Origin of the sequence: Sphingobium sp. IP1 (assembly GCF_002708645.1) — a bacterium.
Lineage (GTDB): Bacteria > Pseudomonadota > Alphaproteobacteria > Sphingomonadales > Sphingomonadaceae > Sphingobium > Sphingobium yanoikuyae.
Map to the genome: position 1 here is coordinate 1 of NZ_NOIW01000266.1, position 750 is coordinate 750.

The 750-nt window shown below is 63.6% G+C and carries 1 protein-coding gene; it reads left to right on the forward strand.

All coding sequences use genetic code 11. The features are described from left to right. Positions 1-77: 77 nt before the first annotated feature. Positions 78-750: IS5 family transposase (locus CG471_RS29885; RefSeq protein WP_099234673.1), on the forward strand; the 673-nt coding region annotated here is incomplete at its 3' end.

The window sequence follows — 750 nt, forward strand, 5'->3', positions numbered from 1 at the left end:
AGAGGCCGTTTCGAAAGGGGTTGAGCGGCTGAGGTTCGTGTGATTCCGGGGGTTTTGCAGACAACCCGGAGATCTTGATGTGGACCCCAGCCACCCGCGTGCAGCATACGCGTGTTTCGAAGCGTTACCAGACGGATTTGAGCGATGCCGAGTGGGCGCTGATCGCGGCATTTGTTCCCGAGGCGCGCACGACGGGGCGGCGACGGCAATGGCCAATGCGCGAAATCGTGAACGCCATCTTCTACGTTCTGCGCGGCGGGATTGCATGGCGGTTGCTGCCCAAGGACTTCCCGCCGTGGCAGACGGTCTACCGCTGGTTTGCCCGGTTTCGTGACGAATGCCTGTTCGAGCGGATCAACCATGCGCTGGTCGCGCTCGATCGCGAGCGAGCCGGAAGGGACGCCTCGCCAAGCGCAGCCATCATCGACAGTCAGAGCGTCAAGACCACCGAGAGCGGCGGACCGCGCGGCTACGATGCTGGCAAGAAGATCAAAGGTCGCAAGCGCCATGCTCTGGTCGATACTGACGGCAGGCCGCTGCTTGTCGAGCCGCACACCGCCGATGTCCAGGATCGTGATGGCGGCGGCGCGTTGCTGCAAATCTCGCGCGGCCTCTTCCCGTTCATCGAGAAGGTCTGGGCCGATGGCGGCTATAACCATCACCGTGTCACCGAGGCGACCCGCATCACCGTCGAGATAGTCAGCAAGATCGCCGGGCAGTCCGGCTTCGTCGTCCTCCCTCGGCGCTGGG